Raw genomic sequence first — 25,398 nt, 5'->3', positions numbered from 1 at the left:
CCCTCGGCGTTCCGAGCACACGTTTTGTCGAGTTTCCTGCGCGTCCGAGCCCCGGAACTGCGCAGAACGTGTGCGTGGAACGTGAGGGGGGTCAGGGCGTCCGCAGGCCCTGGTGCTCGAGGCCGCTGCGGTCGCCCTCGCGGGTGAGCCTGCCATTGGCCCACGCGGTGACCTCGGACACGACCGACAGGGCGATGAGCCCGGCGGTGCGGCTGCCGCCGAGGTCGAGGCCCACGGGGACGTGGAGGCGACCCAGCGCCTGCTCGTCGGCCCCCTCGGCCCCCTCGGCCCCCTCGGCCCGGAGCGTCTCGAACAGGTGTGCCGACCGGCTGCGGCTGCCCATCATGCCGAGGTAGCCGGCGGGCCCGTCGAGGACCGTCCGGATGATCGCCGCGACGTCGGGCGCGTCGTGGTCGGTGAGGACGACCGCGTGCCGGGCGGTGAGCCCGAGGGCGCCGAGCTGGTCGAGGGCCGGTCCGTCGGCCTGGTCGACGACGACGACGGGGAGCTCGACGATGCCGGCGATCGCGGCGATCGTGGCGGCGATGACGTTGCTGGTCACGACGACGAGCATGGCGTCAGGGCCGGTGGCCTCCGGCAGGACGGACTCGGGGACGGGCTGGGAGATGATGCTCATCCCCGGGACGCTACTCCGCCCGCCACTGCCCCGCTTCTTGCTTCGCGATGGCCCATCGTGCCGGAAATGTCCATGCATTCGGGCACGCCAGAAGCAAGAAGCGGGGGGTATGCCGGTCAGCCGGCCGCGCGGATGCTCGCCGGGCTGGACAGGTCGACGCCCGCGGCTTTCGCCGCGGCCCGGAGGCGCGGGCTGGTGAGGTCGGGGGCGACGAAATCCTTGCGCGTGATCGCGGCGTCCGCGGCGGCATACCGGCGTTGGAGGGTGGTCTGGTCGCCGGACCCCGCCTCGGCGCGGCGCACGATGGCCGCGGTGACGGTGACGGGCGCCGTGGTGAGCACGCCGCTGACGACCGGCGTGTAGCCGGAGGCGTGCCCGGCGACGTTGGGGTGGTAGGAGTCGGAGACGGGGTTCGAGAAGCCGTTCAGCCACTCGGTGTCGTCGCAGACCGCGTGACCGATGAAGGCGCTCGTCGGGTTGGCGAAACCGAAGCCGGCAGCACTGGCAGCATTGGCGATCCGTCCGTTGATGAGGTCTGCGGTGGCGTTGAGGCGGCTCTCCTCGGCGGGCGAGAAGAAGGTCGCCGCGTTGCAGTCCTCACCCTGGAAGATGCGCGGGTAGCCGACCACGACCACCTCCGCGTGGGGAGCCCTGGCACGGATGCCGGAGTAGAGGCTCGAGAGCCGTCCGGGAAGCGTTCCGGTGATGAAGCTCTGGGCCGTGTCGATCTTGCCGTTGCAGTCGCTCGCCCAGCCGGGCAGCGCGCACTCGGTGAGAACGTCCGCGAAACCTGCGTCGTTGCCGCCGATGCTGATCGTCACGTATGCCGTGCTGCTCGACAGCGCGCCCAGCTGGGTGTTCGTCACGTCGGCCGTCGTCGCGCCCGAGCAGGCGCGAAGGTTGAGCGCGTAACCGCGGGCCGTGGCGATGAGGCTGGGGTAGGCGTAGACCGAGCGGTCGCACGAGGTGCCGTCGGCGATGTAGACGCGGGTCCCCACCCCCGACGAGTAGGAGTCGCCCAAAGCGACGTAGCTGCCGCCCGCTGCCTGCGCCGGGACCGTCGCCCCCCCCACCAGGGCGGTGGCCAGCACCGCTCCCCCGATCCCGGTGATCCGCCGTGCTGACCATGCTGACCGTGCTGACCGTGCTGACCGTGCTGACCGTGCTGCCCGCGCCGCCCGTGCTGCCCGTGCTGTCCGCGCTGTCCGCGCCGCCCCGGTCGTCCGTGTCGTCCCTGTCCGCATCGTCGCCATGTGTGGAGCATTCCACCGTCAGGCGTCGCGTAGGTGTCGAGAAGTTACGGACTCCCCCTGCGTCCGGTGCAGGACGGGTCGCGACCGGGCAAAGAGACGGTCTCGTGGCCCGGGCGGTGCGTCCCTCACGCCGGGGAGGTGGTCACCTGCGCCTTGGCCTCGATCGCCGCGACGATCTCGGCGATCGCCTCCTCGACCGGTATCCCGTTGCGCTGCGACCCGTCGCGGTAGCGGAAGGACACGGCGCCGGCGGCCCGGTCGTCCTCCCCAGCGATGAGGACGTAGGGCACCTTGGCCTTGCTAGCGTTGCGGATCTTCTTGGGGAATCGGTCGTCCGAGGCGTCGAGCTCGACGCGAACTCCCTTGCGCACCAGCTGTTCGAGGACCGACAGCACGTAGGCGTCGTACTCCTCGGCGACCGGCACCCCGAGCACCTGCACCGGCGAGAGCCAGACGGGAAACGCGCCGGCGTAGTGCTCGACGAGCACCCCGATGAAGCGTTCGATCGACCCGAACTTGGCCGAGTGGATCATCACCGGCTGCTGGCGGGAGCCGTCGGACGCCTGGTATTCGAGCTGGAAGCCCGCAGGCTGGACGAAGTCGTACTGGATCGTCGACATCTGCCAGGTCCGCCCGATCGCGTCGCGGGCCTGGACCGAGATCTTCGGACCGTAGTAGGCGGCGCCGCCCGGGTCCGCCACGAGCTCGAGGCCCGAGGCGGTCGCGACCTCCGCCAGCACGGCCGTCGCCTCCGCCCAGTCCTCGTCGGAGCCGACGAACTTCTCGGGCTTGCTGTCGTCACGGGTGGACAGCTCGAGGTAGTAGTCCGCCATCCCGAAGTCGCGGAAGAGGCCGAGGCAGAAGTCGAGCAGGTGCTGGATCTCGGCTGGCGCCTGCGCCTTGGTGACGTAGGAGTGCGAGTCGTCCTGGGTCATGCCGCGCACCCGGGTCAGGCCGTGCACCACCCCCGACTTCTCGTTGCGGTAGACGCCACCGAACTCGAACAGACGCAGCGGCAGCTCACGGTAGGACCGTCCCCGGGACCGGTAGATGAGGTTGTGCATCGGGCAGCTCATCGCCTTGAGCCGGTAGCTCGCCCCCTCCATCTCCATCGGCGGGAACATCGACTCGGCGTAGTACGGCAGGTGGCCGGAGGTGTAGAAGAGCCCCTCCTTGGAGATGTGGGGTGTCCCGACGTACTGGAAACCCTCCTCCACGTGCCGCTGCCGCACGTAGTCCTCCATCTCCCGCTTGATGATCCCGCCCCTGGGGTGGAAGACGACCAGACCTGAGCCCAGCTCGTCGGGGAAGGAGTAGAGGTCGAGCTCGATGCCGAGCTTGCGGTGGTCGCGCTTCTCGGCCTCGGCGAGGCGGTCGAGATACGCCTTGAGCTCGTCCTTGCTCGGCCAGGCCGTGCCATAGATCCGCTGCAGCTGAGGGTTCTTCTCGGAGCCGCGCCAGTATGCCGCCGCAGAGCGAGTCACCTTGAAGGCGTTGCCGATCAGCTTGGTGTCGGGCAGGTGCGGGCCCCGACACAGGTCGCGCCAGGCCAGCTCGCCGTCCTTGCGGTGGTTGTCGTAGATGGTCAGCTCGCCGCCGCCCACCTCGGCGTCCGCGCCCTCCGCGGCCTCCGCGACGTCGCCCCCCTTGAGGCCGATGAGCTCGATCTTGTAAGGCTCGTCGTGCAGCTCGGCGCGGGCCGCGTCGTCGGTGGTGACCCGCCGGCTGAAGGTCTGACCCTCGTTGATGATCCGCTGCATCGTCTTCTCGAGGACCTTGAGGTCGTCGGGGGTGAAGGGCACCTCGACGTCGAAGTCGTAGTAGAACCCGTCGCGGATCGGCGGTCCGATCCCCAGCTTGGCGCTCGGGTCGACCTGCTGGACGGCCTGCGCGAGGACGTGGGCGGCGCTGTGTCGCAACACGTTCAGCCCATCGGGCGAGTCGATGGCGACGGGCTCGACACTGTCGCCGTCGGCCAGCACGTGAGCCAGGTCGACCAGCTCGCCGCCGACCCGGGCGACGACGATGCTGCGGTCACCCTCGAAGAGCGCGCCCGCCGTCGTGCCCTCGCCGACCGATCGCTCGTCTCCGGCGACGTGGACGGTGATGGTGGCAGGCACGGTTGCGCTCCTCAGATAGTCGGTATGCCGCGGGCGCGCGGCATACGGCAGGCTAGTCGCCCTGGTCCACGGCTCGCGACGCAGTTGGGCCGGTGGGGCACCTCATCGTTCCGGACACACGTTTTGTGGAGTTCCAGGGCCTCGCGAGCGTCAGGACTTGACAAAACGGGTGTTCGGAACGCGGGTGGGGGGCGGGCGACGTCTGGCGGGGGTGGTCTCGACGACGATGTGCTCGCCCTCGCCGGTGCGCGGGACGACGACGGCGTGGCGGGCGTCGGGAGAGACCTTGAGCAGCACGGTCGACGGGAGCCTGACCGGCTTGCGGAACCACACCCGGGAGGTGCCGGCGGCCGGGACCCGGGGGCCGAGGGCGGAGACCACCCTGGCGTAGGTGTACATCCCGTGGGCGATGGCCCGGTCGAAGCCGAGGGCCCGGGCCGTGAGGGCGTGCAGGTGGATCGGGTTGACGTCGCCCGACACCCGGGCATACCGCCGGCCGGTGCCCTCGTCGAGACGCCACACCGCGCCGCCGGTGCTGCGGGCCAGCTCGGTGACGTCGGGCGCCTCCGCCGAGACCGCTGCCGGGTCGCCGGTGCCGCGCGCGAGGTAGGTGCTGACCCCGGACCACACCACCTGACCGTCGACGGAGACCTCGTTGACGAGGTCGACCAGCCGACCGCGGCGATGGGGTCGCAGGCCGCTCGCCGACACGCGCAGGTCGAGGACGTCCTCGGGGACGAGCGGGCGACGCCAGGTGATGGCGTTCTCGACGTGCACGAGCCCGACGAGCGAGAGGGGGAACTCGCGCCGGGACATCAGGGCCACCTGCAGGGGGAAGGCGAGCACGTGCGGATAGGTCATCGGCAGGCTCGTGCCGACGCTGAACCCGCAGACGTGCGCGTAGTCGACGACGTGCCCGACATCGACCCGTATGCCGCGTCGCTCCGCCACCGTCTGCGGCAGGCCGTCCGCCGAGAACCGGCCGTTGAGAACGGCCCTGGCGAACATCGGCTTGAGGTCGGGCGACGTCGCGAAGGTCAGCGTCGTGCCCGCGGTTGTGCCCGCGACCCCGGGCATCTCAGGCGCCCAGGATGCTCTGGCCGCAGACCCGGACGACCTGTCCGGTGACGCCGGCGTTGGCGTCCTGGGCGAACCACGCGATCGTCTCGGCGACGTCGACGGGCAGCCCACCCTGGGCGAGCGAGTTGACGCGGCGGCCCATCTCGCGCGTGGCGAGGGGGATCTTGCCCGTCATCTCGGTCTCGATGAAGCCGGGCGCGACCGCGTTGACCGTGATGCCGCGGTGGTGCAGGTCGGCGCTCGCCCCGAGCGCGTGGACGAGGCCGATGAGGCCGGCCTTGGAGGCGGCATAGTTGCTCTGGCCACGGTTGCCGGCGATGCCCGACATCGAGGACACGCAGACGACGTGCCCACCGTCGGCGAGGGCGCCGGGCGCGAGGATCGTCTCGTTCATCCGCAGCACCGACATGAGGTTGACGTCGACGACGGACTTCCACCGGTCGGCGTCGGTGTTGGCGAGCAGCTTGTCGCGGGTGATGCCGGCGTTGTGGACGACGATGTCGAGCTGGCCGTGCCGGGTGCGTGCGTGCTCGACGATCCGGGCGCCGGCGTCGGGGGCGGTGACGTCGAGCTGCAGGGTGGAGCCACCGTTGCGGTTGGCGACCTTGGCGAGCGCCTCGCCGGCAGCAGGGATGTCGACGCAGACGATGGTCGCGCCGTCGCGGGCGAGGACGTCCGCGATCGAGGCGCCGATGCCCCGGGCGGCGCCGGTGACGACGGCGACCTTGCCGGCCAGCGGCCTGTCCCAGTCGGCGGCGTCGACCGCTGCGCCGGCCTCGATAGGGCCGACCTCGACGCCCTGGCCGTCGACGTAGGCGGAACGGCCGGAGAGGAAGAAGCGGATCGTCGCGTCGATGTTGTCCTCGCCTCCGCGGCGCACGAGGACGAGGTTCGCCGTGGCGCCCTTGCGCAGCTCCTTCGCGACGGAGCGGACGATGCCCTCGAGCGACCGGCGGACGGCCGCGAGCGGGACATCGTCGGCGGCCTCGTCCGGGGAGGCGCCCACGACGATCACCCGCCCGCTGGGGGCGAGCACCTTGAGGGCCGGGCCGACGAGGGCGCGCAGCGTCTCGAGGTCCGCGGGGGTCCGGGCGGCAGAGAGGTCGACGACGACGCCGGACACCGTTCCGCCCGCGGGCAGCTCGTCCACCACGGTGACGCCCGCGTGACCGAGCAGGGCCGTGATCCGCTTGGCGAGCGGGCCGCCGCCGTGACCGCCGACGAGCACCGGCCCGTCGATGAGAGCGGCGCCGGGGACGTAGCGGCGCAGGGCGGCGGGACGCGGCATACCGAGTCGGCCGGCGACCTGCTTGCCGAAGGCGCTGTTGACGAACTGCGTGTAGGTGTCGGTCATGGGAAGGTCCTCGGGATCACGAGCAGAGACAGGGGCAGATGAGCAGTATCGGGTGAACCATGGTGCAGCACAGGCAGGTCGGCGCTCAGGCGCCTTCGAGGATCGCCATCACGCCCTGGCCGCCGGCGGCGCAGATCGAGATCAGCCCGCGTGACCCGGCCCCCTTCTCGTGCAGCTGCTTGGCGAGGGAGGCGACGATCCGCCCACCTGTCGCGGCGAACGGGTGACCCGCCGCCAGCGAGGAGCCGTTGACGTTGAGCTTGCTGCGGTCGATCGCCCCGATCGGCGCGTCGAGACCCAGCCGGCCCTTGCAGAAGTCGGGGTCCTCCCAGGCCTTGAGGGTGCAGAGGACCGTCGCGGCGAACGCCTCGTGGATCTCGTAGTAGTCGAAGTCCTGCAGCGTCATCCCCGCCCGGGCGAGGAGGCGAGGCAGGGCATACGCCGGGGCCATCAGCAGGCCCTCGGCGCCGTGGACGTAGTCGACCGCCGCGGTCTCGGAGTCGACGAAGTAGGCCAGCGGGGTGAGCCGGTGCTCGGCGGCCCAGTCGTCGCTGCCCAGCAGCACCATCGAGGCGCCGTCGGTCAGCGGCGTCGAGTTGCCGGCCGTCATCGTCGCGCCGTCGCCCTTGCCGAAGGCCGGGCTGAGCTTCGCGAGCTTCTCCGTGGTGGAGTCGGCGCGCAGGTTGTTGTCCCGGGACAGGCCGAGGTAGCTGGTGACGAGGTCGTCGAAGAACCCTCGCTCGTAGGCCGCCGCGAGGTGGCGGTGGCTGAGGGCCGCGAGCTCGTCCTGGTCCTCGCGGGTGATGCCCCACTCCTTCGTCGTGAGCGCCATGTGCTCGCCCATCGACAGACCGGTGCGGGGCTCGAGGTTCTTGGGGATCTCGGGGACGAGGTGGCCGGGCCGCAACCCGGTCAGCGCCTTCAGTCGCTGCCCCGTCGTCCGGGCGCGGTTCGCCGCGAGCAGCGTCTCGCGCAGCCCCTCGTTGACGGCGATCGGCGCGTCGCTCGCGGTGTCGGTGCCGCCGGCCGCGCCGGACTCGATCTGGCCGAGGGTGATCTTGTTGGCGACGAGGATGGCCGTCTCCAGCCCTGTGCCGCAGGCCTGCTGGACGTCGTAGGCCGGCGTGGTCGGGTCGAGCGCCGAGCCCAGGACGGCCTCACGGGTGAGGTTGAAGTCGCGGCTGTGCTTGAGGACGGCTCCCCCGGCGACCTCGCCGAGCCGCTCCCCCGCGATGCCGTGCCGGGCGACCAGGCCGTCGATCGTCGCGGTGAGCATGTCCTGGTTGGAGGCCTTCGCATAGGCGCCGTTGGAGCGGGCGAAGGGGATGCGGTTGCCGCCGAGGACGGCGGCCCGCCGGACGGTCGGGGTGGACTTGCGGGGTGCGGCCACGGGGTCTCTCCTGAAGGGAAGGGCGGAAATCGGAAGGACGGGCGAGGTATCGAGTACAGACGGTAGCAGGTACGTGCGGTACCTGTTACCGTCATCATCGTGTCCACCGCCACCGACGGCCGCAGCACCCGCTGGGCCCAGCACCGCCTCGACCGCCGCGAAGAGCTCGTCGAGGCGACGCTCCGTGCCATCCGTCAGCACGGCGCGAGCGTCGGCATGGACGACATCGCCGCCGTCGCGGGGACGTCCAAGACCGTGTTCTACCGGCACTTCACCGACCGGGCCGGCCTCTACCACGCCGTCTCGGAGCGCGTCGACGGCCTCATCCTGCGCGACCTCGGCCGGGCGCTCGGCGAGACCGGCATCCCCCTCGCCGATGTCGTCGCCAGCCCCCAGGCGCTCGTCGCGGCGGCCATCGACTCCTACCTCGTGCTCGTCGAGAAGGACCCCGAGGTCTACCGCTTCATCGTCGCCGCACCCTTGCTGGACCGGGCGAGCGACCGGGTGCGAGACCCGGCCGGCGCGACCGTCCACGACCCGGCGGCCGGGGTGAGCAACCATGTGGCACAACAGATGACGACGGTGCTCGATGCCGCCCTCGCCTCCGCCGGCCACGCCACGAGCCCGGCACCCGTGTGGGGCCACGGCATCGTCGGCATGGTGCGTGCCGCCGCCGACGCGTGGCTCGCCGGTGGCCCGGGCTTCGCCGGTATGCCGCGGGCCGACCTCACCGCCTCCCTCACCGCCCTCGCCTGGTCGGGCCTCTCGGTGGCCTGGCCGCCCTCCGCCCGCACCACCACCAGCGGCGCCACCCCCACCACCCTCAAGGACCCTTCATGAGCACTCGCGACCCCCACGAGAACAGCGTCCCGTCCTCCCTGGCGACGGCCCTGCGCACTGCCACCGGCGGTCGCTGGGCCCACGTGCGGGACGCCATCCGGAGCATCGAGCCCGAGCGTTTCGGGCCGCCGGACGAGGAGCTGAGCCGTGAGGACTACCGCGCCTACACCAGCGCCCAGCTGGTCGAGCTCGCGAAGGAGCCCTACGCCCGCGACGGCCTGCTTCCCGGTCAGGGCGGCACCGGCGACCTCGGCGCCTCCGTCACGGCCTTCGAGATGCTCGGCCACGCCGACCTCTCCCTGTGGGTGAAGGCCGGTGTGCAGTTCGGCCTGTATGCCGGGGCGATCGCCAACCTCGGCACCCAGCGACACTTCGACGAACACCTCCCGTCGATGCTCGACCTCAGCGTCCCCGGCTGCTTCGCGATGAGCGAGACGGGACACGGCTCCGACGTCCAGCACCTGCTGACGACCGCGACCTATGACGGCGCCACGGACGAGCTCGTCATCCACACGCCGTCGGTCCTGGGGCGCAAGGACTACATCGGCAACGCCGCGCGCGACGCCCGGATGGCCGCGGTCTTCGCCCAGCTCGTGACCGACGATGGCGGCCACGGCGTGCACTGCGTCCTCGTGCCGATCCGTGACGCTCGCGGCCGGGCGATGCCGGGCGTGACCATCGGCGACTGCGGCGGCAAGGCCGGTCTCCCGGGCGTCGACAACGGACGGCTCACCTTCGACCACGTCAGGGTGCCGCGCACCAACCTCCTCAACCGCTACGGCGACATCGACGAGCACGGGGTCTACTCCTCCCCCATCGACAACGCCGGCCGCCGGTTCTTCACGATGCTCGGCACGCTGGTGCGCGGTCGGATCTCCGTGGCGGGCGGGGCCGGCGCGGCCACCCGCACGGCCCTGGCCATCGCGACCCGGTACGCCGAGCACCGTCGCCAGTTCGAGGCGCCCGGGTCGGGCCAGGAGATCGCGATCCTCGACTACCGCGTCCACCAGCGCAAGCTTCTTCCTGCGATCGCCATCTCCTACGCGCTGCTCTTCGCGCAGAACGCGCTCGTCGCCGAGATGCACGACGTCCAGAGCTCCCCCGGCCCGGTGGACGAGCAGGCTCAGCGGCAGCTCGAGGCCCGCGCCGCGGCCATCAAGGTCGCGTCGACCGCGCACGCGACCTCGTCGATCCAGATGTGCCGCGAGGCCTGCGGCGGCGCCGGCTACCTGAGCGACAGCCGGTTGCCCTCCCTCAAGGCCGACACCGACGTCTTCACCACGTTCGAGGGTGACAACACCGTGCTCCTCCAGCTCGTCGCGAAGGGGCTGCTCACGGCATACCAGGAGTCCTTCGGCGACCTGCAGACACTGGGCAAGATCCGTTTCGGCGCAAGGGTATTCGCCGATGCGGTGCTGGAGCGGACCTCCACCCGGGGCCTCGTGCAGCGGATCATCGCCAGCGCGCCCTCCCGCGACTCCGACGGCGTCGAAGCCAGCCGGGGCCGGCAGCTCGAGCTCTTCCTCGACCGGGAGAAGCACCTGCTCGAGGGGGTCGCGATGCGGCTGCAGCGGGCCTCGCGGGCGGACGACCAGCTCGCCACCTTCAACGACGCGCAGGACCACCTCATCGGTGCCGCGCGAGCCCACGTCGACCGCATCGTCCTCGAGGCCTTCGTCGCCGGCATCGAGGCGACGACGGACCCCGAGGCCAAGCGCGTCCTCGACCTGCTCTGCGACCTCTACGCCCTCTCGGTCATCGAGACCAACCGCGGCTGGTACCTCGAGCACGAGCGACTCACCCCGAGCCACAGCAAGCAGGTCATCGCGCGGGTCAACGAGCTGTGCGGCGAGCTCCGCCCGCTCGCCCACGACATCGTCGGCGGCTTCGGCCTCCCCGACAGCTGGCTCGGCAGCGCGCTCCTCGATCCGTTCCCCGTCGCCTGACCCCTCCGGGTCCGGCTTCAGGGGCCGGCGACGCCGACGGTCACCTCGTCGCCGACGGCGATGTCGCCGGGGACCGGTACCACGGCATACACGCCGGGGCAGTTCTTCGCCGGGCCGGTCACCTCGAGCTCGACGCTGCCGATCCGGAGGCGCCGGCCGATGAGGGCCGTGAGCTCGTCACCGTCGAGGTCGAGGACGAGGTTGGCCCGCGGGTGCTCCTCGACGTAGGCCGCGACCGAGACGAGGTGCACCGGGGCGCCTTTGCGCCGGTCGCCGTCGAGTCCCTCCGCGGAGACCGACACGTCGTCGAGCTCCTGCCCGGGCTCACCCTTGGCGGGGTAGATGTGGATGCTCGAGACGTCGGCCATGGCAGCACGCTAGTCCCCGAGCGGCTTCCGAGGACGCGTGGCCCGTCGGCACAGCGCAGCGCGCTCGTGCGCGGCCACCGCTCCCCCGGGGAGGACGGGTGTGCCGCGACCCGTCTCGTCGACCTCGTCAGCCGGTCCGCGTGGCTCGGGTCACCCATCGTGTCCTCCTGCGGCGAGGACGCCCCCCAGGGACGCGAGGTCGCGTTCGGCGTGGCTCTGCCGCAGGTAGACCAGCAGGTCGTCGACGGTGCCGGCGTGGATCTCGTCCTGGCAGAGGGGTGCCGGACCGAGGGCTCGTCCGACCCGGTCGATCGTCAGGGCCGCGGCTGCCTCGACGACCGCGCGGACCCGCAGGGCGCGCAGGTGGGCGGCGCCCCGGTCGTCCGGCTGTCGGTCCGTCTCGGCAGCCGCCCCGTCCATCGTCCATCGCGCGCCGGCGAGCGCGGCGTCGACGGCACCGAGATGGGCCAGGGCGTGGGGGTCCAGCGGCCGGGCTGCGGCCGCCGAACGCAGGGTGTCTGCCACCCGCTCGGCGCCTCCCAACCAGCACGCCGCAACGCCGATCGCCCCGTGCCAGAACCCTGCCCGGTCGAGATAGTCGGAGCGGCTGCCGATCCGCTCGGCCGGGACCCGGTCGAAGGTGACCGTCCCCGTCCTGCTGCGCGCCATTCCGGTGCCCTTCCACACGGTCGTGTCCGCCGATGCTCCCTCGTGACCGAGGTCGACGGCGAAGAGACCGCTGTCGTGCTGCCCGACGCGGGCCGTGACCAGGGCGTGACTGCACAGGCCCGCGCCCGAGCACCACACCTTGCCTCCGGTGAGGGTCCACGCATCACCAGCCCGGGTGGCCCTCAGCTGCGGGGTGGGCGGTTCGGCGGCCCAGACACCCCACCACTCGTCCTCGGCGACCCGGCGACCAGCCAGCTGCGCGAGGATCGCGTCGGCGTCGGCGTGGGCCTCGACGAGCCGGCCGACGACGACGTCGTCCCTGGTCCGGGCCGTCAGCGCGGCCCAGCGGGCCGCGGTCCGCCCGGCTCCCGGAAGAGGGAGGTCAGCCGCGCCAGACGCGATCAGCCAGGTCACGCGACGGTGCAGGTCGCTCGGGATGGTGCTCTCGTCGGTCATGCGGACAGCTCCCGTTCGAGACCGTCAGGGTGCCGGTGGCCGTCGAACCGAGGGCGAAGAACCTCGACGACGAGGACGTGGGGATGTCCCTCCGGAGCCGTCCCGCCGGTGCAGGCGTCGAACACACCGAAGGGCGTGGAGGCCACTGCAGGCGGGATCACCCTTCGGACGCGGACTCGGCGGCGTCCTTCAGCCCGGCGATGGTCTCCTTGAGCCCACTCTCGATCGACGGCCCTTCGGCTCGCTCGGTGTGCAACCGCACCGTGAGGCGCGACGTGCCCTCGGCGTCCCCGGGTTCGACGTCCAGCTCACCCTCGTAGTTGTGGGGTCCGGCCGAACCCCAGGCGAGAGTGCGGCCCTCGGTCTTGACCGACATCCACGCCTCACCCTCGACGTCGCGAGCCTCGCCGCCCTCCGGCTGGATGTGCGCCGTGACCGTGTAGGTGCCGTCCCCCGATGGCGTGACCGACGTCAGCCGGGGGAGGTAGTGGGGCAGGTTCTTCACGTCCTGCAGGTAGCCGAAGAGCTCGTTCGCGCTGACCGCCACCGTGGTGGATTCCTCGTAGTCGCCCATGCAGGGGCAGTACCCACTCCCTCGGCCCGGAAACCGGTGGAGCGGAGGCGGTGTCGAGGTCAGTCGGTGGGACTCCCACTGAGGACGCGAGTGACGGTGAAGCTCGCGGTCAGTGCGGTCGTCGAGTCGGCGCCGATCCCGACGTCGAACGTGGACGGGTCGAGCACCCAGTCGCGCACAGCAGCGTTCCAGTAGCGCAGCTGCGCCGCCCCCAGGGTGAACGCCACCGACCGGGACTCCCCGGCCGCCAACGTGATCCGCTGGAAGCCCTTGAGCTCGCGGACGGGTCGCGACGCCGTGCCGTGCCGCTGGTGGACGTAGAGCTGGACCACCTCGTCGGCGGTCCGCCGACCGGTGTTGGTGACGGTCGCGGAGACGGTCACGGTCCGGTCCGGGGCGATCGTGTCGGTGTCGACGGCCGGGGCGGCATACGTGAAGGAGGAGTAGGAGAGCCCGTGCCCGAACGGGTAGAGCGGGGTGCTCTCCTCGTCCCAGTAGCGCCGGTTCTGCCGGTCGGGGTCGTGAGATCGAGTGTGCGAGTAGTTGATCGGGATCTGGCCGACGGTCCGCGGCCAGGAGAACGGCAGCCGTCCCGCAGGCGAGACGTCACCGAACAGGAGGTGGGCCACCGCTGCTCCGCCCTGGGAGCCCGGATACCAGATGTCGAGGATCGCCGGCACGTGCCGGTCGGGCCAGCGGAGGTCGAGCGGTCGGCCGTTCATCACGAGCAGCACGACGGGAGTGCCGATCTCGGCCACCCGCTGGACGAGCTCGAGCTGTCGCCCCGGGAGCTCGAGCGAGGAACGCGAGGCCCCCTCGCCGATCATGTTCTGCCACTCCCCCACGACCACCACCGCGACCCGCGAGCTGCGCGCGAGCTCGACCGCACGGTCGAGCTCGACGTCGTCGTCGAACCCCTCCGGGTCCTCGGGCGAGTTCCCGCCCCACATGTCGAACATCGAGGGGAACACGCGCTGCGCGGGCCGGACGCCGGGCGCGTGGGAGACGGTCGCCGCGTCACCGACCCTGGACCGGATGCCCTCGAGCACCGTCACGGTCTCGGCGAGGTCGAAGTCGAACACCCAGGGGCCCAGCGTGTCGCGCCGGGAGTCGGCGAGCGGCCCGAGCACGGCGATCGAGCCCACCGATCCGAGGTCGAGCGGGAGCAGGTCGCCCTCGTTGCGCAGCAGCACGGCCGACCGCTCGGCGGCGACCCGGGCGACCTCCCGGTGTGCCGGGTCGGTGAGCACGACCGCGGCCTGCTCCTCGTCGATGAACGCGTCGTCGAAGAGACCGAGCCGGAGCTTCGCCTCCAGCACGCGCCGGACCCGGCTGTCGAGCGTCCCCTCACTGACCGCCCCACTCTGCACGGCCTCGGGCAGGTGCGCGTATGCCGCGTCGGCGATGGCCATCTCCATGTCCACACCCGCATCGAGCGCACGGGCGCCGGCGTCCGTGAGATCAGCGGCAAAGCCGTGGGTGACGAGGTTGTGCACGGCCTGGGCGTCGCTGACGACGAACCCCTGGAAGTCCCACAGGTCGCGCAGCACCTCGGTGAAGAGCCACCGGTTGCCGGTCGCGGGAATGCCGTTGAGGTCCATGTAGGCCGTCATGACGTTGCCCGCGCCCGCGTCGACGGCCGCCTTGAACGGCGGGAGGTAGACGTTCCAGAGCTCGTCGTCCGAGATGTGTGACTCGTCGTAGTCCCGCCCACCCGATGCGGCGCCGTAGCCGGCGAAGTGCTTCGGACCGGCGATCACCCGCTCGGGTGTGCCGATCGCCGCTCCCTGGAAGCCGCGCACCTGCGCAGCGGCGACCACCGCCCCGAGGTAGGGGTCCTCACCCGCGCCCTCGACGATCCGCCCCCACCGCGGGTCGCGGGCGATGTCGACCATCGGCGCGAAGGTCCAGTGGATGCCGACGGCGCGCGCCTCCCGCGCCGCGACGGCCTGCCCACGCTCGATCGTCTCCGGGTCCCAGGAGGCCGCCATGGCGATGGGGACCGGGAGGATGGTGCGCAGGCCGTGGATGACGTCGAAACCGAACAGCGCTGGTATGCCGTGCCGGTTGCCGTCGATCGTGAGCCGCTGCAGCCGGTTGGTCTCGGCAGGGTCGGTGACGAAGAGCAACGAGCCGGCCCCGCCCCGGGCCAGCACCGCCTCGACCATGTCGGCCTGCTGGCCATTGTCGAGATCGCCCGGTCCGGCACCGTCGGGCGGCGGGGTGTCGCGGAGGGCACCGAAGTAGAAGTACTGCGTGAGCTGCCCGGCCTTCTCGGCCGGCGTCATCACCGCCAGCAGCGCGTCCATCCGTGTCGTCATCTCCACCTCGGTCAGCCGGGGCGGGCTCGGGCGTGGTTCCGGTGTCGTCTTCGGTGTCGTCTTCGGTGTCGTCATCGAGGACCACCCTCCCACCTTCTTCGGGGGGAACCACCGCGCACCACCGGCAGGTCGATAGCCCTGGCCACCGACCTGCCGGACGCTGCGGCATACGCCTCAGAGCTTCTGCGCCACTAGTCGGGAGAGGTCGACGAGCCGGGCGGTGTAGCCCCACTCGTTGTCGTACCAGCCGAAGACCTTGACCAGCCGTCCGGACGCCTGGGTCAGCTCGGAGTCGAACACGCAGGACGCCGAGTCGCCGATGACGTCGGACGAGACGATCGGTTCGGTGGTGTGGCGCAGCCGACCGGCGAGCGGACCGGTGGCACCGGCGGCCTCGAAGGCAGCGTTGACCTCCGCCACCGTGGCCTCGCGCCCGAGGAGGACGGCGAGGTCCACCAACGACCCGTCGACGACGGGTACGCGCAGCGAGACACCGTCCAGCCGGCCCTTCATCGCCGGGAGCACCTCACCGACGGCGCGGGCCGCACCGGTCGTGGTGGGGATGATGTTGACCGCTGCCGCCCGGGCGCGGCGCGGGTCCTTGTGCGGCCCGTCGAGCAGGTTCTGGTCGCCGGTGTAGGCGTGCACCGTGGTCATGAAGCCCTGCTCGATGCCGAAGGTGTCGTTCAGCACCTTGACCATGGGCGCGACGCAGTTCGTCGTGCACGACGCGTTGGAGATGACGTGGTGCTGCGACGGCGAGTAGGTCTCGTCGTTGACGCCCATGACGATCGTGGCGTCGAGGCCCTTGCCCGGTGAGGACAGCAGCACCTTTGTGGCGCCGGCTTCGAGGTGGGCCGCAGCAGCCTCGCGGGTCCGGAACTTGCCGCTGGACTCGATGACGAGCTGCACCCCGTGCTGGCGCCACGCCAGCTGCGCCGGATCACGCTCGGCACTCACGGCGATCTTGTGGCCATCGACGGCGATCGCGTCGCCGAGGTCCTCGACGTGCCGGTGCAGAGGCCCGAAGGTGCTGTCGTATCGCAGCAGCCGAGCCATCGTCGCGGAGTCCGTGACGTCGTTGATCGCGACGACCTCGAGGTCGGTCTCGGTGGCGCCGAGCACATAGCGCAGGTAGTCCCGGCCGATTCGGCCGAAGCCGTTGATGCCGATCTTGACGCTCATAACGTGGTCTCCGATGCGTTCTGGCCGCCGCGGAACGACGGCGTGAGGGTGAGGCCGTGCGGGTGTGCCGGCCACGCATACGCGTTCGTATGCTCAGTCCAGCCTCGCCATCGCCCGCGCACCACGGAAGGGCCAAAGGTCACGTCGGAGAGAGGGCGACCCGGGCGGGCACCACCCAGGTGGGGGGTGGCGCCCCCCTCCGGATGAGGCTGGTGACGCCGCGGCCCGCATCGTCATCATCTTCCTGATGGGTGTCCATCTCGGAGAGAGCGTGGTTGATGACGGTGCGCATCCTGCTGTTCGGAGAGACCCGGCTCGTGGTGGGCGGGGCTACGGTGACTGTTTCGCAGCTGGGGCGAAAACCACGGAACCTGTTGCAGATCCTGGCGATCAACGCTGGCCACGTCGTCAGCAAGGAGCGCCTCGCCGAACTGCTCTGGGAGGACCGGCCGCCCCCTGCCTACATCGCGGGGCTGGAGAGCTACGTCTCCGTCCTGCGCCATCGCCTGCCGCTGGGCGCCGGCCGCTCGTCCGTGCTCGCGACGGCGGCGAACGGCTACGCCATCGACATCGACCGGTGCGAGATCGACCTCGGGGAGCTGCGGCGGCTGGGGGGTGAGGGGACCGGAGCGACCTCGGCACGGACCGTGCGGCTCTGCGAGCGCGCGGCGGCACTGTCCGTCGGGGGACTTCTTCCCGATGAGGCGTATGCCGGCTGGGCCCTCGACGCGCGGGCCGAGTCCGATGCGCTGCTGGCCGATCTGCTGACGCGAGGAGCCCAGAGCGCCACGGCGATCGGTCGCCCCGAGAGGGCCGTGGCGCTCGCGCTGGCGGCGATCGAGCACGGCGCTCATCGGGAGGACGCCTGGCAGCACCTCATGCGGGCACAGTGGTTCACGGGGCGCCACAGCGACGTGCTGCGCAGCTACGCCCGGTTGCGTTCGCGCCTCGTCGAGGAGCTGGGTCAGGAGCCTGCGGCCGAGACGACAGCGATCTACCTCACCGTCCTCTCCGAGTCGACGGGTGCCCTCGACGACGACCACCGGTCCGAGCTGCGACTTCTTCTCCACCTGCTCCGCCAGTCGCTCGACGGGCTGCCCGGGCATCGCACGCCGCCCCTCGACAGCGAGCTCTCGATGGCGGCCAGCCGGCTGCTCATGAGCGGCCCGAGGTGTCCGGCATAACCGAATCGACCGACAAAGGGCTTTCCTCATGGCCCAACGCGACTATTGCCCAGCCCGTCCCGGTCCAGAACACTGGGCGCAGATCTTAGAGCCCTCGGGGGAGGAACATGAGCAGCATCACTGCGTCCGCTCCGCGCGAGGACACCCGGTCGACCCGGGTGCTCGTCGTCGACGACCACACCGTGTTCACCCAGCTGTTGGCGCAGGCTCTGGACCACGAGGACGACCTGTCGTGCGTCGGCTCCGCCTATGACATCAGGTCGGGGATGGCCCTGGTCGAGTCCCTGCAGCCCGACGTCGTCATCATGGACGTCCGGCTCGACGACGGTGACGGCATCGCCGCGACAGCGGCCCTGACCCACCGTTTCCCCGACCTGGTGGTCGTCGTCCTCAGCGCCTTCGTCGACGCCGCCCTGCTGACCCGTGCCGCGGCGGCGGGGGCGGCAGCCCTCATTCCCAAGAGCGGGGACCTCGACGACATGCTTCGGACGCTGCGCACGGTGCGTCCGGGCGAGTTCTGCGTCGAGCCGCGCCTGCTCCGACAGCTGGTGGGGGCGGCCCCCGTCATCCGGGGTCCCGGGCTGACCGACCGGGAGCTCCAGGTCCTCCGGATGCTTGCGGCCGGCATCAACCTCGGCTCGACAGCGCGCGAGCTGGGGATCTCCCTCAACACCACGCGCGGGCACGTCAAGAGCATCCTGACCAAGCTGGACGTCCACTCCCAGCTCGAGGCGGTGGTCGTCGCCGTCCGGCGCGGGCTGATCGACGTCGGTGCGGCGTCGTGACGCCGGGCGGGTGGGCACCCGCTCCGGCTCCTCCTCGGTGGTCCGCCGGGCACTCATCCCATTCGTCGTCTGGAGCCTGCTGACCGTCGTCCTCGTCGGTCTCGTGAGCGTCTACGTCGCGCGGGACGTCGCAGGCAAAGCGGCCCTGAGGGATGCCGTCCGCCGGGGGGAGACCTTCGCCCACGTCGTGGCCGGGCCGCTCGTCAACGCCGGGGTGCGCTCGGGCGACCCCGTCCCCACGGCGGCTCTCGCGTTCGTCCTGGCCAGCCGGCTGCGCGACGGCTCGGTGACGCACATCAAGGTCTGGGCGCAGGACGGCACCGTCCTCTGGTGCGACGAGCAGGCCCTGGTCGGAAAGCGGTTCGCCCTCGAGGCCGGTGTCCCCGCCCTCTTCGTCACCGAGGGGGTCATCGGGGGCGTCAGCCACATGGACCACGACGAGAACATCCTCGACGGCTCGGCATCCGACCTGCTCGAGGTCTATGTGGGGGCCACGGACCACGACGGGGTGCCGGTGGTCGTCGAGACCTACTGGTCGATGGAGCGGATCGACGACACCTCGTGGGCCCTGCTCCGCGATCTCGTGCCCCTGACCCTCGGGTCCCTCGTCCTCGTCCTGCTGGCGATCCTCCCTCTCGCGCTCTCCCTGGCCCGACGGGTGGACCGAGGGCTGGCGGAGCGCGAGACCATGATGCATCACGCACTGTCGGCTTCCGAGCTCGAGCGACACCGGATTGCCGCCCAGCTGCACGACGGAGTCATCCAGGACCTCTCGGGGATCGGGTTCGCCCTCCCCTCGCTCGCCTCCTCGCTGCCGCCGGAGGCGGAGGCGGCCCGCCAGCTGCTCGGGCAGACCCGTGAGGTCGTCCTGCGTGACGTCGCCGCCCTCCGGTCGATGTTGACCGATCTCTACCCCGGGTCGCTGGCCGAGGGGCAGCTCGGCGACGCGGTCATCGAGCTCGCCCAGCGGGCCCAGCGCAGCGGTCTCCAGGTCGGAGTGCAGGTCGCGCCCTCCACACACGAGTCGTTGACCGTGACCCGGATGGCCTACCGGATCATCCGGGAGGGGGTCCAGAACGTCCTCAAGCACGCCGGCGCCACCCGGATGGACATCTCGGCGGGTCGGGAGGGAGCGTCCTACGTCGTCACCATCGGCGACGACGGCCGCGGCATCGACGCCGTGCGCCCAGCCGGCACCGGCCACCTGGGCCTGGCGCTCCTGGGCCAGACCCTGCGGGACATCGGGGGCGATCTCGTCCTCGAGAAGAACACCACACGCGGCACCCGGCTGGCCGCACGCTTCCCGATCGACCTCGTCGACCCGTCTTTGGCGGCCGGGCGGTAGCGCGTCGGGCAAGGTTCGTTCAAGGTCACCTCGGGACGATGCCCGGACCGAGCCGCGTGCCCCGCGGACGCCCAGGGAGAGGCAGGCGCGCGTGATCCGCGTCATGGTCGCCGACGACCACCCCCTCGTGCGCTGCGGTCTGGAGACCGTCCTCGACTCCGCCCCCGACCTCGTCCACTGCGGCTCCGCCGACCGGGGGGACGCCGCCGTGCGGCTGGCGCTCGTCGCTCGTCCCGACGTCCTGATCATCGACGTCACCATGCCGGGAGGCGACGGCATCGAGGCCACCCGCGTGATCCGTGGCGCCCTGCCCGACACCCGGGTCATCGTCCTGACCTGGGACCTCGCTGCGGGCGGTCGCGCCGTGGCCGCCGGGGCGGAGGCCTTCCTGCTCAAGGACGTCGACCCCATCGTCCTGCTGGCGCACATCCGCGCCGGAGTGGCGCCCCTCCTGCCCCGATGAGGACCGTCTCGACGTCGACGTTCAGGATTCTCCCACGCAACACTCAAGGATTTCTCAAGGAGCTGGCGATTCGGTGGGCGGCACCACTACCCCCATCGAAACAGGTGTGTCATGGATGGACCTCTCGGACAGCTCCGCCGTCGCCCTCGTCGCCCCCGTCGGTCAGGGGCGGTCGCCACCTCGGCGATGGTCCTCACTGCCGCCATGGTGGTCCAGCTCGCCGGCCCGACGGCAGGTCAGGCTGCCGTCGCCCCGGTGGGGAGCGGCTTCACGGTGACGACCGGAGACCTCGCGTTCATCCTCAAGCAGATCAAGATCGCCGAGCGTCACACGATGACGCGGACGGACAGCAACACCTGCGGGACCCTGGTCAGCCGGCCCGGTGACGGCATCCCGGACGCCGAGCAGATCCCCGACATCCTCACGACCTACGGGCTGCGGACCGTCGACGGGACCTCCAACAACCTCAAGGCGGGCAGTGAGCGGCTCGCCGCTGCCGACATGCCCTTCCCGCGCCTCACTACCGCGGCCTTGCGCGACGCGGAGCCCATCACGCCCGCCTTCCCCGTGGGTCCTCCCGGCCCCACCTCCTACCAGCAGAAGCTCGCGGGCAACGTCGTCATCGACTCGGAGCCTCGGGTCGTGAGCAACCTCATCGTCGACCAGACCTCGACGAACCCCGCGGCGCTGGCCGCCGCGGCTCACCCGGTCCGATCGCAGAACGGCGGCACGGCCTCGGCGGTGCCCTGCACGACCGACCCGCAGCTGGACGCGGTGCCACCGGTGGACGCCGTGCCCGTGAACTGCACACCGTCGCACCAGACGCTCTTCATCCCCAACGTCACGACGGACGTCGGCCTCTCCCCGCCCTACAACAGCCTGTTCACCTTCTTCGGTCAGTTCTTCGACCACGGCGTGGACCAGACGGTCAAGAGCGGCGCCACCGTCTTCGTGCCCCTCAGGGCGGACGATCCGCTGATCGCCGGCCCCGACCACGTGCTCGGCACCGCGGACGACCTCCCGGCGAGCCAGCAGTTCATGGTCCTCACGCGGGCCCAGAACCAGCCCGGCCCTGACGGGGTCCTCGGCACGCAGGACGACGTCACCGACGCCGACAACACCGACACCCCGTGGGTGGACCAGAGCCAGACCTACACCTCCCACGCCTCCCATCAGGTCTTCCTGCGGGAGTATGCCGCCGACAGCGCCGGACACCCCGTCTCGACCGGCCGCCTCCTCGGCGGTCTCGACGCGGGACTCACGTATGCCGGGTCTCCCGACGGTCGCACCGGCCTGTCGACCTGGGCCTCCGTCAAGGACCAGACCGCGCGCCTGCTCGGTCTGCGCCTCGTGGACGCCGACGTCACGAACATCCCGATGATCGCGGCCGACCCCTACGGGAAGTTCGTCCCGGGACCCGCGCGCGGTCTGCCCCAGTACGTCACCGCCACCGGTCTCGTCGAGGGCGACACGGCCAACCCCGTCCTCGTGCCGGCGGACGTCCTGCACTTCAACACCCCGTTCCTCACGGACATCGCCCACAACGCCGATCCCAGCCCCCAGGACACGGACCACGATCCCGGCACCCCGCCGGTCGCACCCGGTCCCGACGCGGACGGCACCCCGTCCGCCGATTTCGCCAGCCAGGCGCCCGGCACCTACGACGACGAGATGCTCAACGCCCACTTCACCTGTGGGGACGGACGCTGCAACGAGAACATCGCCCTGTCGACCATCCACCAGGTCTTCCACTCGGAGCACGACCGCCTCGTCGGCGACATCGACGCCACCCTGCGTGCTGACGCGTCGCCGTCCGGCATCGCTGCCCTGGCGAAGTGGCAGGACGCCACCACCTCGGGATCCGGCTACGGCTACGGCGAGCGGCTCTTCCAGGCGGCCCGCTTCGTGACGGAGATGGAGTACCAGCACACCGTGTTCGAGGAGTTCGCTCGCAAGATGCAGCCGCTGGTCCGGCCGTTCCACGCCTACACGCCCGACACCAACCCGGCGATCAGGGCCGAGTTCGCCCACGCGGTCTACCGCTTCGGTCACTCCATCTCGACGACACCGTGGCCCGCACCAACGAGTCGACGGCGACGGACGGCACGGTCACGAAGACCGACAACTCCCTGCCCCTGCTCAAGGCCTTCCTCAACCCTCCGGCGTTCTTCGACGGCGGGTCTGCCGGGGTGCTCACTCCTGAAGCCGCCGCCGGCAGCATCGTCATGGGGTCGTCCAGCCAGGTCGGCAACGAGCTCGACGAGTTCGTGACGGAGACCCTGCGCAACAACCTGCTGGGTCTGCCCCTGGATCTCGCCACGCTGAACATGACCCGCGCACGGGATACGGGGGTCCCCCGCCTCAATGAGGTCCGGCGGCAGATATTCGCGACCACTCAGGACGGTCAGCTCACGCCCTACACGAGCTGGAGCGACGTCGGCCAGCACCTCAAGCACCCCGAGTCGCTGGTGAACTTCGTCGCGGCATACGGACACCACCCGTCGATCACCTCGGCGACGACCCTCGTCGCCAAGCGGGCGGCCGCCAAGCTCATCGTCAACCCCGACCCGGCGGACACACCACCGGCGGATGCCGCCGACTTCATGTACGGCACGGGGACCACGTGGGCGGACGACGCCAACGGGATCACCACCACCGGCGTCGACGACGTGGACCTCTGGGTCGGCGGGGTCGCGGAGATCACGAACCTCTTCGGGGGCCTGCTCGGGAGCACCTTCAACTACGTGTTCCAGACCCAGCTGGAGGACCTCCAGGACGGTGACCGGCTCTACTACCTCGCCCGGACGCCCGGACTCAACCTCCGCACCCAGCTGGAGGGCAACTCCTTCTCCGAGCTCATCCAGCGCAACACCGACAACACCAACTCGTTGAAGGCGGACGCGTTCGGCACGGCCGACTGCCGCTTCCAGCTGGCCGACCTCAGTGGGACGGCGGCCGGGTACGCCCAGTTCGGAGCAGCGGTGACCGACGACCCGACGACGGACTGCGCGGAGAACCTCCTGCTCCTGCGCCAGCCCAACGGCACCATCCAGTACCGGCAGTTCAACTCCGTCGACCCGTCGGGCATCAACGGCCAAGCGGTCTACAACGGCACCGGCACCTCCGACCGGATCTATGGCGGCAACGACAACGACACGTTCTGGGGAGGCGCCGGCAACGACGTCATCGAGGGCAACGGCGGTGACGACGTGGTGCTCGGCGGGGACGGCAACGACATCATCACCGACCTGTCCGGCGCGGACGTGCTCAAGGGCGGACCCGGCAACGACAGCATCGACGCCGGACTCGGCAACGACATCACCATGGGCGGCGACGGCCAGGACGTCATCAACGGTGGCGCGAACGACAACGAGACCTTTGCCGGCCCCGGCAACGACTTCGTCATCGCCGGTCAGGGCGCCGACACCGTCTTCGGCGACGGGGGCGACGACTGGATCCAGGGAGGCACCGGCCAGGACCTCCTCCAGGGCGACCACGGGGCACCGTTCTTCGACGACCCGGGCGAGCCCGCACCGGGCAACGACGTGATGGTCGGGCAGGTGGGAGAGAACGACTACGACGCCGAGGGCGGGGACGACATCATGTCCCAGAACGCCGCGGTCGACCGCAACGCGGGTGCCGCAGGATTCGACTGGGCCATCCACCAGTACGACACGGTGGCCGCCGACGACGACCTCAACATCAACAACAACCTGGTCGGGGTCCCGATCCAGGTGGTCGTCAACCGCGACCGCTGGCAGGAGGTCGAGGGAGACTCAGGCTCCGCCCTCGATGACGTCATCAAGGGCACGGACGTCGCGCCCATCGCCGTCGGAGGTGCCGGCTTCGCCGGCTGTGACGTCCTCGACCAACGCGGCGTCGACCGCATCGCGGGCCTGGCCTCGATCCTGCCCCAGCCGCTGACGGGTGACCCGGCTCCGGTCGTGGCCGGCTCCGCCGCGGGCTTCTGCCCGCTGGAGGGCCCGGTCTGGGGTGCCGGCGACATCCTGCTCGGCGGGTCGGGGAGCGACACCATCACGGGGCGCGGCGCGGACGACGTCATCGACGGCGACCGCTCCCTCAGGGTGCGCATCAGCGTGCGCACCAACCCCGCAGACCCGGCGACGGAGATCGGCACCACTGATCTCCTCGAGCACGCGGCGAGCCAGGGCGGCTTCGGCCCGGGCACGGCAGGCATGACGCTCCAGCAGGCCGTCGGCAAGGGTCTGGTCGACCCCGGCACCATGGTGACCGTTCGGGAGATCGTGGCCCCGGCGGGTCCCGCTCCGGGGGTGGACACAGCTGTCTTCTCCGGTCCGCTGTCCGGCTACTCGGTCGTCGTCTCCTCCGACCGGGTGACGGTCACCCAGACCGGCGCCAACGTCGTGGGCCAGAAGGTGAGCGACGGGACCGACACCCTCCGCAACATCGAGGCACTGCGATTCACCGACCAGACGATCGCGCTCCAGCCCCCGGCCCCACCGGCCATCGGCACCGCCACGGCAGCCAACGGGTCGGCCACGGTCCGCTGGACGGCACCCGCTCCGAACGGTGGACCCGCCGTGACCTCCTACGAGATCGTCGTCAGCAGCGGTGGCACCGCCGTGACCACCATCACCGGGCTCGCGCCGACTCTCACCAGCCGGGTCGTCACGGGCCTCACCAACGGCACGGCATACACCTTCCAGGTGCGCGCCCTCAACCTCGTCGGCGCGGGGCCACTCAGTGCCCCGTCCAACGTCGTGACGCCGGCCGCCCCCGCGGGCGCACCGACGGGCGTGGTCGCCGTCGCGGGGGACTCGTCCGCCACCCTCACCTGGACGGCGCCGGGCAACACCGGCGGCCTGCCCATCACGGGCTATCAGGTGATCGTCCGGACGGGGACGACCGTCATCCGGACGGACAGCGTGAGCGGCGCTGTCACGGGGACCACGATCGGTGGCCTCACGAACGGGGTCCTCTACAACGTCCTCGTGCGGGCGGTCACCGCCTCGGGCGTGGGTGCCACCTCGACACCGTCGAACACCTTCCGGCCGGCCACCGTCCCGGGCGCACCCGTCATCGGGACGGCGGTCGCCGGCCCGGCCGGAGGTGCCCGGACGGCTGTCGCCAACTGGTCGGCTCCGGCAAGCACCGGTGGGAGCCCGATCCAGGGCTACCAGGTCACGGCGCTGCGGATGGCCGCGGACGGCGTGACCCCGGTCGGGGCTCCGACGTTCGCCAGTGTCGGTGCCACCGTCCGGACCCGCTCGTTCACGCTGCCTGCCGGCACCTACCGGTTCGAGGTCGTCGCCCTGAACTCCGTCGGTACCAGCGCGAGGTCCCAGCGCTCCAACGCCGTGCTGGCGCAGTGATCCCCTCCATTCCGGGCATCACCGCGGCACGCGAGAGGCGGAGCAGTCGGGAGCTCGTCCGGACGCTCTCGTGG

The 25,398-nt window shown here is 71.1% G+C and carries 18 protein-coding genes and 1 pseudogene; 8 read left to right on the top strand and 11 right to left on the bottom strand.

Annotated elements, in window-relative coordinates; genetic code table 11:
• Positions 1-91: 91 nt before the first annotated feature.
• The 6 genes from Q0R63_RS04825 to Q0R63_RS04800 all read right to left on the bottom strand — a co-directional run bounded on the left by Q0R63_RS04825 (position 92) and on the right by Q0R63_RS04800 (position 7,834).
• Entirely contained in the window at positions 92-637 is a 546-nt protein-coding gene (locus Q0R63_RS04825; RefSeq protein WP_295694808.1) for an XdhC family protein, read from the bottom strand.
• Between the two features lie 116 nt (positions 638-753).
• Positions 754-1,728 carry an SGNH/GDSL hydrolase family protein gene (locus tag Q0R63_RS04820; RefSeq protein ID WP_295694804.1) on the bottom strand — a complete coding sequence of 325 codons (975 nt, stop codon included), beginning with the start codon at positions 1,726-1,728 and terminating at the stop codon, positions 754-756.
• 287 nt (positions 1,729-2,015) lie between these two features.
• Positions 2,016-4,010: a threonine--tRNA ligase gene (gene thrS / locus Q0R63_RS04815; RefSeq protein ID WP_295694801.1), complete on the bottom strand. Its 1,995-nt coding sequence runs from the start codon at positions 4,008-4,010 to the stop codon at positions 2,016-2,018.
• A 150-nt stretch (positions 4,011-4,160) separates the two neighbouring features.
• On the bottom strand, positions 4,161-5,087 hold the full coding sequence (locus Q0R63_RS04810; RefSeq protein WP_295694798.1) for a MaoC/PaaZ C-terminal domain-containing protein: 927 nt from the start codon (positions 5,085-5,087) through the stop codon (positions 4,161-4,163).
• A gap of 1 nt (position 5,088) precedes the next feature.
• Positions 5,089-6,444, bottom strand: coding sequence for a 3-oxoacyl-ACP reductase (locus Q0R63_RS04805; protein ID WP_295694795.1), 1,356 nt, complete (start codon positions 6,442-6,444; stop codon positions 5,089-5,091).
• An 85-nt stretch (positions 6,445-6,529) separates the two neighbouring features.
• Complete coding sequence (locus Q0R63_RS04800; protein WP_295694792.1) at positions 6,530-7,834, bottom strand: acetyl-CoA C-acetyltransferase; 1,305 nt, start codon at positions 7,832-7,834, stop codon at positions 6,530-6,532.
• A 99-nt stretch (positions 7,835-7,933) separates the two neighbouring features.
• Here Q0R63_RS04800 and Q0R63_RS04795 point away from each other — a divergent pair, with 99 nt between their 5' ends.
• Both Q0R63_RS04795 and Q0R63_RS04790 read left to right on the top strand, forming a co-directional pair.
• The gene (locus Q0R63_RS04795) at positions 7,934-8,674 is read left to right on the top strand and encodes a TetR/AcrR family transcriptional regulator (RefSeq protein ID WP_295694789.1); all 741 of its coding nucleotides are present in this window, start codon (positions 7,934-7,936) and stop codon (positions 8,672-8,674) included.
• Positions 8,671-10,620, top strand: coding sequence for an acyl-CoA dehydrogenase (locus Q0R63_RS04790; protein ID WP_295694786.1), 1,950 nt, complete (start codon positions 8,671-8,673; stop codon positions 10,618-10,620). Before Q0R63_RS04795 ends, Q0R63_RS04790 begins: the two co-directional genes overlap by 4 nt.
• 17 nt (positions 10,621-10,637) lie before the next feature.
• On the opposite strand, the gene Q0R63_RS04785 is transcribed toward Q0R63_RS04790, so the two are convergent.
• From Q0R63_RS04785 to gap, 5 genes are all read right to left on the bottom strand, one after another.
• Positions 10,638-10,988, bottom strand: coding sequence for a hypothetical protein (locus Q0R63_RS04785; RefSeq protein ID WP_295694783.1), 351 nt, complete (start codon positions 10,986-10,988; stop codon positions 10,638-10,640).
• A gap of 150 nt (positions 10,989-11,138) precedes the next feature.
• Positions 11,139-12,113: an acyl-CoA dehydrogenase family protein gene (locus Q0R63_RS04780; RefSeq protein WP_295694780.1), complete on the bottom strand. Its 975-nt coding sequence runs from the start codon at positions 12,111-12,113 to the stop codon at positions 11,139-11,141.
• A 157-nt stretch (positions 12,114-12,270) separates the two neighbouring features.
• Positions 12,271-12,687 (bottom strand): SRPBCC family protein, encoded by a 417-nt coding sequence (locus tag Q0R63_RS04775; RefSeq protein ID WP_295694778.1) that lies wholly within the window; start codon positions 12,685-12,687, stop codon positions 12,271-12,273.
• A 59-nt stretch (positions 12,688-12,746) separates the two neighbouring features.
• Complete coding sequence (locus tag Q0R63_RS04770) at positions 12,747-15,083, bottom strand: glycoside hydrolase family 3 N-terminal domain-containing protein (RefSeq protein ID WP_295694774.1); 2,337 nt, start codon at positions 15,081-15,083, stop codon at positions 12,747-12,749.
• 99 nt (positions 15,084-15,182) lie between these two features.
• Positions 15,183-16,193, bottom strand: a complete 1,011-nt coding sequence (gene gap, locus Q0R63_RS04765) for a type I glyceraldehyde-3-phosphate dehydrogenase (protein ID WP_295694770.1) — start codon at positions 16,191-16,193, stop codon at positions 15,183-15,185.
• Between the two features lie 278 nt (positions 16,194-16,471).
• Between gap and Q0R63_RS04760 the strand changes: the two genes are divergently transcribed.
• The 6 genes and pseudogenes from Q0R63_RS04760 to Q0R63_RS04735 all read left to right on the top strand — a co-directional run bounded on the left by Q0R63_RS04760 (position 16,472) and on the right by Q0R63_RS04735 (position 25,324).
• Positions 16,472-17,377, top strand: coding sequence for a BTAD domain-containing putative transcriptional regulator (locus tag Q0R63_RS04760; protein ID WP_295694767.1), 906 nt, complete (start codon positions 16,472-16,474; stop codon positions 17,375-17,377).
• A 107-nt stretch (positions 17,378-17,484) separates the two neighbouring features.
• A complete protein-coding gene (locus tag Q0R63_RS04755; protein WP_295694765.1) occupies positions 17,485-18,162 on the top strand; it encodes a response regulator transcription factor in 678 nt (225 codons plus the stop codon).
• Positions 18,163-18,172: 10 nt separating this feature from the next.
• On the top strand, positions 18,173-19,507 hold the full coding sequence (locus tag Q0R63_RS04750) for a histidine kinase (protein WP_295694763.1): 1,335 nt from the start codon (positions 18,173-18,175) through the stop codon (positions 19,505-19,507).
• A 91-nt stretch (positions 19,508-19,598) separates the two neighbouring features.
• Positions 19,599-19,970, top strand: a complete 372-nt coding sequence (locus Q0R63_RS04745; RefSeq protein WP_295694761.1) for a response regulator transcription factor — start codon at positions 19,599-19,601, stop codon at positions 19,968-19,970.
• A 111-nt stretch (positions 19,971-20,081) separates the two neighbouring features.
• Positions 20,082-21,971, top strand: a pseudogene (locus Q0R63_RS24490) (peroxidase family protein); the annotation flags it as partial.
• 68 nt (positions 21,972-22,039) lie between these two features.
• Positions 22,040-25,324 carry a fibronectin type III domain-containing protein gene (locus Q0R63_RS04735; protein ID WP_295694758.1) on the top strand — a complete coding sequence of 1,095 codons (3,285 nt, stop codon included), beginning with the start codon at positions 22,040-22,042 and terminating at the stop codon, positions 25,322-25,324.
• The last annotated feature ends 74 nt before the right edge of the window (positions 25,325-25,398 follow it).

This window comes from Lapillicoccus sp., from assembly GCF_025353065.1.
Classification (GTDB): domain Bacteria; phylum Actinomycetota; class Actinomycetes; order Actinomycetales; family Dermatophilaceae; genus Lapillicoccus.
Note: the sequence above shows the minus strand (reverse complement) of the source record. Positions and strands in the feature narration are given on the sequence as shown.